The organism is Nitrospirota bacterium, assembly GCA_016212215.1.
In the GTDB taxonomy this organism is placed as follows: Bacteria; Nitrospirota; 9FT-COMBO-42-15; order HDB-SIOI813; family HDB-SIOI813; genus JACRGV01.
The window spans coordinates 1-6,156 of the sequence record JACRGV010000116.1; the positions used below are offsets into that span (position 1 = coordinate 1).

A 6,156-nucleotide genomic window follows, 5' to 3' on the forward strand; every position below is an offset into this window, starting at 1 on the left:
CGTTATCTCAGGTACATGTTTGAACGCCTGCCATTGGCTGAGACTGAATCAGACTACAAGGCATTATTACCTCAATACGTTGACCGCAACTCCATCCTCAGCATGCAGCTCTGAGGGTGGGGTTAATTAACCGCTTACGAAGCACACAAAGATGGCCGGAAGATGAGATGCATAAATGTATAGGTTATTTTATGACAGACCCTTAGATTAAAGGAGGGAAAATTAAGGCAGGAAACTTTTACACGCACCACCTTATTGCCTCAAACTCTTCGGTAGGAACATCAAATGAAAGGTAGCCGGGGGAGGGCCAGCGTTCGAGTTCTTCTTCGCCTCTGTTGAGGGTAATCATAAACTGGACATCTTCGTTTGCTGTCGCTTTCAGAAGTTTAAAGGGGATGGCTATTTCTATAATGTCACGGGCCGCAACATTTTCTATGTCCTGAACATGTTCCCAATTTCCTTCTCCGTCTTTTTCATATAACACTGCTGAGACGCTGTCCGGCTGTGAAATCTTTATCTCTATACGCTCCGGGTACGGTTTTATGATATGGATCCCGAATATCATACCCTCTGCACTGCCGGTAGTAAGATTGAGTTTTGTATCAAGGCGGATAAAAAGGTTATTGAGATCAAATCCGTAATAGATGTCCGTAATAACACTGTCCACCTGATGCATTGCACTGCCTGAAGATTTGGTATCGTAAATCCCTGCAGGCAGCCATTCATAGTAACTTGTAACCATACCGTCAATCTTAGGTTTTATAAAGGCCACCAGTTCCTTTACCAGCTTGCTCTTCCGGTCCTCGCGCAGGCAGGGTATCTTGAAGTGTTCAGGCGCTTCTTTCCCGAGTATCTTATAAATCCCCATCAACTGAGACCTGAACAGGTAATCAAACTTGTCATCCATGCCGGAGTTGTGTTCTTCACCGAACCACCAGCACCAGTCACTACCCTCGGCTATGTAGAGTTTTTCCCATGCCTCTTTGAACTTTGCATCTTCAATTTTCCCTTCCTGCTCTTTCTGCGTTGAAACAAGGAACTCTCTCGTCTCGGTCAAAAGGTCCCATGCGGCATTGTCCTCTTCATGTCCAATCCATATCTTGAAGTTGTGATTAATCCAAGACCCTGGAAATAACCGCTCAATCTTTCTTGTCGGCGGATGTTCTTTAATATAGTCGCTTATCCTCACAGTCCTGAATGCATCTTCATTGCTCAGCCTTTCATAAAGGTATGACAGGAAATCATGTCCGTCGTTTTTATAATGTTCCCAAGCATTTTCACCATCAAGAATAATCGAGACAAGGTGATTGCCGTCGTGCCCTGACACATGTCTTCTGATGCGGTGTAACCGCCCGACCAGGTCATCAACAGCCTTTCTGCTGTCCCATTTGGAATATACAAATCCAAGCAGGTCAGAGAGCTGATGGTCCCTGAATATCATGGATACCCGATGGCCATGCTTCTCAACATAGTATGGCTTATATAGCGGTTCAGGGACATTGTCAGTGTCCGAAAGCCCCCTGTAAAAGTGCATATCCAGAGACTTTGCCAGTATCTCCTCATCTGTTGCAATCCACTTTATACCGGCCTCGCTGACAAAAGGTATTATGTCTTCACTGACAGAGCCTTCCGACGGCCACATCCCACGCGGCGCCTCGCCGAAGACCCTTTTATGATACTCAACAGCACGGTCAATCTGGGCCTTGGCATCCTCAGGATGTCTGAACCTCTTTTTGGGTAGGAGTATCCCCGGAATAGCAGTCTTTGAAATATCTGTATCGCATAGCAGAGGCAGTATCGGATGATAGTAGGGAGATGCCGTTACCTCAATCTGCCCCCTTTCAATCATCTTCCTGCACTCAGGGACAATCAATCTCAGGACATCCATCTGTTTCTTTACGAGTTCTCCCTTTTCCTCTTCAGAAAACTCTCTGTCCTTCTTTATCAGGGCAATCAGAAAGGGGTCGGAATTTTTAAACATAGGGTCAAACCATGATAAGTTGAACCATACCTGAAGGTCGAGGAAGTCCTGTGTAGTAAACCTGCGGCAGGCCCTCTCAAGTGCCTGTTGTGTCGGTTCATACCCCCTCTTTTCCAGCAGGTCTCTGTATCTCGGATAGACAAACAGCATGTTATCCCACTGTAGGGAAAAGAAATTGGTCAGGATAAACTTCTTTTCCTGAAGGGAAAGCTCAACAGCAGGTTTGAGGGTTACATCTAAGTAATCATCAGTCAGACCGGAATCCGTATAATTCAGGAGCTGTTCCATTAAAGAAGGAACCATGTTAAAGGTCTGGTGAATCTTGGGGTAATTCTCCAGGATGGCTACCATGTCATAGTAATCTTTCAACCCATGCAGTCTGACCCAGGGCATAATAAAGCTGTCCGTCATCGGGTCTTTATAATACGGCTGATGCATGTGCCAGAAAAAGGCTATGTGGAGCGGACGGTCTCTCATATAAATATCAAAAATGAAATATCAAATATAAAAATTATGGAACTTTATCAATCTTTTATTTTTGATTTGTCCTCTCTTCAAACTTATACACCTTCTCCCCCTCCTTTACCAATCCAAGTTTGTCCCGTGCAATTGATTCTATATAATCAGGGTCTGTCTTGAGTTTGGTCACCTCTTCACGAAGGGATTTGTTGGATGAGTCAAGCTGAGATATTTCATGACTAAGCCTGTTGTGGTCCCTCTTTATAGAGAAATATTTTAAAAGCCCCAGGTCGCTGAAGATAAGGGAGAACAGGAGATAGATGGCAGTAACAACATACCCGGCAATTGTTAATTGACGCTTGTGCTGTCTCAAGTAATTGCGAAAACCATTATCCCCGGTTTTAATATAAGAGGTCATAATTTCTCCTCAAACGTACCGCTACGTAAGCAGTAAGCGGTTAGCAGTAAGCAGAAAAATCTGCCTTCACTGCTCTCTTTTTACTGTTCACTGTTCACTGCTTACTGTTCACTATCTTTTAAACACCTTCCTGCCCCTATACAATGCTATCTCTCCAAGCTCTTCTTCTATGCGGATGAGCTGATTGTATTTGGCAAGTCTGTCTGTCCTTGATAATGAACCGGTCTTGATCTGGCCTGCATTACATGCAACTGAGAGGTCTGCAATGGTTGTATCCTCTGTCTCGCCTGAACGGTGAGAGATAACCGCAGTATAGCCTGCCCGCTTTGCCATCTCAATAGCATCCAGTGTCTCTGTTAATGAACCTATCTGATTTACCTTTACAAGAATAGAATTTCCTACTCCCTCATTTATCCCCTTTTCAAGGAGTTTTACATTGGTGACAAAAATATCATCACCGACTAGTTGGACTCTCTTTCCAAGCCTTGAGGTCAGGGCCTTCCATCCTGCCCAGTCATCCTCTGCAAGCCCGTCTTCAATAGAAATAATGGGGTACCTGTTTACCAAGTCCTCATAGAAATTTATCATATCTTCAGAAGACCTGCCCTCTTTACCCTCACCCTTTAAATAATATTTGCCGTCTTTGTAAAATTCACTGGATGCAGAATCAAGTGCAATCAGGATGTCCTCGCCGGGCCTGTAACCTGCGTCTTCGATACTCTTCATTATTAACTGAATCGCCTCTTCATTTGAGGAAAGGTTTGGGGCAAACCCGCCTTCATCACCCACTGAGGTACTCAAACCCTTCTTATGCAATATGCTTTTAAGTGTGTGAAACACCTCTGTCCCCATTCTTATGGCATCAGCAACATTGTCAGTCCCTGCCGGTATTATCATGAACTCCTGCAGGTCGAGGTTGTTATCAGCGTGCTTACCGCCATTCAGGATATTCATCATCGGTACAGGCAGTTCACGTGCACCCACACCGCCTATGTATTGATAAAGCGGAAGGCCGACATCCTCTGCCGCTGCCCTTGCAATTGCAAGTGATACACTCAAGATGGCATTAGCACCGAGGTTACTTTTATTATCAGTGCCGTCCATCTCGATCATAGTCTTATCAATAAGCACCTGCTCTGTTGCATCCATCCCGATAATCTCAGGACCAATCGTATCAATTACATTTGCAACCGCCTTGTTAACACCCTTCCCAAGATAACGCCTCTTTTCTCCATCCCTTAATTCAACGGCCTCATGCGTCCCTGTAGATGCCCCTGACGGAACAGCCGCACGGGCCATAGTCCCACTCTCAAGTATTATTTCTGCCTCAACCGTCGGATTTCCTCTTGAATCCAGTATCTCCCGTGCAAACACATCAATTATTTCACTCATTAGCTCCTCCTTTTTTAGTGAATGGTGAATGGTGAATGGTGAATGGTAAACAGAATGTTTATATCTATTCACTGTTCACTGTTCACTGAGCCTAATCTCCTCTTTATTATCTGATTCACAGCCGCCGGGTTTGCCTTCCCCCCTGACAGCTTCATCACCTGCCCTACAAAGAATCCCATCAGTTTGTCCTTCCCGCCGCGGAATGCCTCAGCCTCTTTAGGGTTCTCAGCAATGACTTTATCTACAATACCTTCTATAGCAGACTCATCCGTAATCTGGACAAGCCCCTGCTCCTTCACAATGACATCAGGGTCTTTGCCTGATTTATACATCTCTTCAAATACGGTCTTTGCGATCTTCCCGCTTATTATCCCGTCATCTATCATCTTTACCATTGAGGCTATCTGCCCCGGTTTAACAGGAGACTGCTCGACCTCTGCGCCCGACAGCTTCAAATCTCTGAGAAGGTCTCCCATAACCCAGTTGCTTATAACCTTTGGTTTTCTGTAACAGCTTACAGCCTCTTCAAAAAAGTCTGCGAGCGCCCTTGAAGAGGTCAGCACCATTGCATCATAATCAGGGATCTCATAGTTACTTATAAACCGATTCCTCTTGTCATCCGGAAGCTCCGGCAGTCTTTTCCTGACCTCCTCCTTCCACTCTTCAGATACCTCAACAGGAACAAGGTCAGGTTCAGGGAAATATCTGTAATCATGTGCCTCTTCCTTACTCCGCATCGAAACAGTGACTCCCCTGTCAGAGTCCCATAATCTCGTTTCCTGTATCACCCTGCCGCCGTTTTCAACAACATCAATCTGGCGTTCAATCTCATATTCAAGTGCCTTCATAACAAATCTGAAGGAGTTCATATTCTTTATCTCTGCCTTTGTACCGAGTGCCTTCTCTCCAACCGGCCTGATAGACACATTGGCATCACACCTGAAGCTCCCCTCCTCCATATTGCCGTCACATATCTCCAGATAGCGTACAATTTCTCTCAGCTTTTTCAGATACTCCACAGCCTCCTCAGATGTTCGTATATCCGGCTCACTCACTATCTCAATGAGCGGCACTCCGGCCCTGTTAAGGTCAACAAGGCTTGTGTCACCGCCGCCGTCGTGAATGGATTTACCCGCATCCTCTTCCAGATGGATCCTTGTAATGCCGATACGTTTTACCTCATTGTTCACACTTATATCAGCATGTCCGCCTACTGCAAGGGGCAGTTCATACTGTGATATCTGATACCCTTTTGGCAGGTCAGGATAGAAATAGTTTTTCCTTGCAAAACGGGAGTAAGGCGTAATAGTACAGTTGGCAGCAATAGCCATCATCATGGCAAAGTTCACCACCTCCTTGTTTAATACCGGAAGCACACCCGGCAGTCCAAGACATACAGGGCAGACCTGTGTATTGGGAGAAGCACCAAACTTCGTACTGCACCCGCAGAATATCTTTGATTTTGTCAGAAGCTGTGCATGAACTTCAAGCCCGATCACAACCTCGTATTTTTCTTTGATGCTCATCCGAAAACCCCGATTTTAACCACAGAGAACACAGAGTAATAATGTATTAAAAGACCTCATATATAGTAAAACCCTGTGTCCTCCTCCTTTTTTAATATATGTTTACTGTAACCAATCGTATCAAACCGTTAAACCGGAGTTCACAGAGAAAAGAGTGGTTTTAAGGTTTTAATAATATTTATTCTCTGTGTTCTCTGTGGTTAATTTTCATACCCCTTTGTGAGCAACCCGCTCATGACGGTTCATCCGAAAATAAACCCCATCCCCACCCTACCCCTCCCCTTGAAGGGGAGGGAATCAACGTAGCCCCCTCTCCCTCAGGGAGAGGGTTAGGGTGAGGGTGGGGTTTTCATTGCCATTTGTGAGCGCCCCGCTCATGC

General features: G+C 45.3%; 4 protein-coding genes. All 4 read right to left on the reverse strand.

What is annotated here, in order from left to right:
• Positions 1–238: 238 nt before the first annotated feature.
• On the reverse strand, positions 239–2,458 hold the full coding sequence (locus tag HZA08_10415; protein MBI5193837.1) for a hypothetical protein: 2,220 nt from the start codon (positions 2,456–2,458) through the stop codon (positions 239–241).
• A gap of 55 nt (positions 2,459–2,513) precedes the next feature.
• The gene (locus tag HZA08_10420) at positions 2,514–2,858 is read right to left on the reverse strand and encodes a septum formation initiator family protein (protein ID MBI5193838.1); all 345 of its coding nucleotides are present in this window, start codon (positions 2,856–2,858) and stop codon (positions 2,514–2,516) included.
• A 111-nt stretch (positions 2,859–2,969) separates the two neighbouring features.
• Complete coding sequence (gene eno, locus HZA08_10425; GenBank protein MBI5193839.1) at positions 2,970–4,250, reverse strand: phosphopyruvate hydratase; 1,281 nt, start codon at positions 4,248–4,250, stop codon at positions 2,970–2,972.
• A gap of 68 nt (positions 4,251–4,318) precedes the next feature.
• Positions 4,319–5,776: an Asp-tRNA(Asn)/Glu-tRNA(Gln) amidotransferase subunit GatB gene (gene gatB / locus HZA08_10430; GenBank protein ID MBI5193840.1), complete on the reverse strand. Its 1,458-nt coding sequence runs from the start codon at positions 5,774–5,776 to the stop codon at positions 4,319–4,321.
• Between the last annotated feature and the right edge of the window lie 380 nt (positions 5,777–6,156).

Bases quoted from the DNA above. Each gene is read 5' to 3' on its own strand.
- HZA08_10415 (MBI5193837.1), bottom strand. From the start codon at position 2,458: ATGAGAGACCGTCCGCTCCACATAGCCTTTTTCTGGCACATGCATCAG.
- HZA08_10420 (MBI5193838.1), bottom strand. From the start codon at position 2,858: ATGACCTCTTATATTAAAACCGGGGATAATGGTTTTCGCAATTACTTG.
- eno (MBI5193839.1), bottom strand. From the start codon at position 4,250: ATGAGTGAAATAATTGATGTGTTTGCACGGGAGATACTGGATTCAAGA.
- gatB (MBI5193840.1), bottom strand. From the start codon at position 5,776: ATGAGCATCAAAGAAAAATACGAGGTTGTGATCGGGCTTGAAGTTCAT.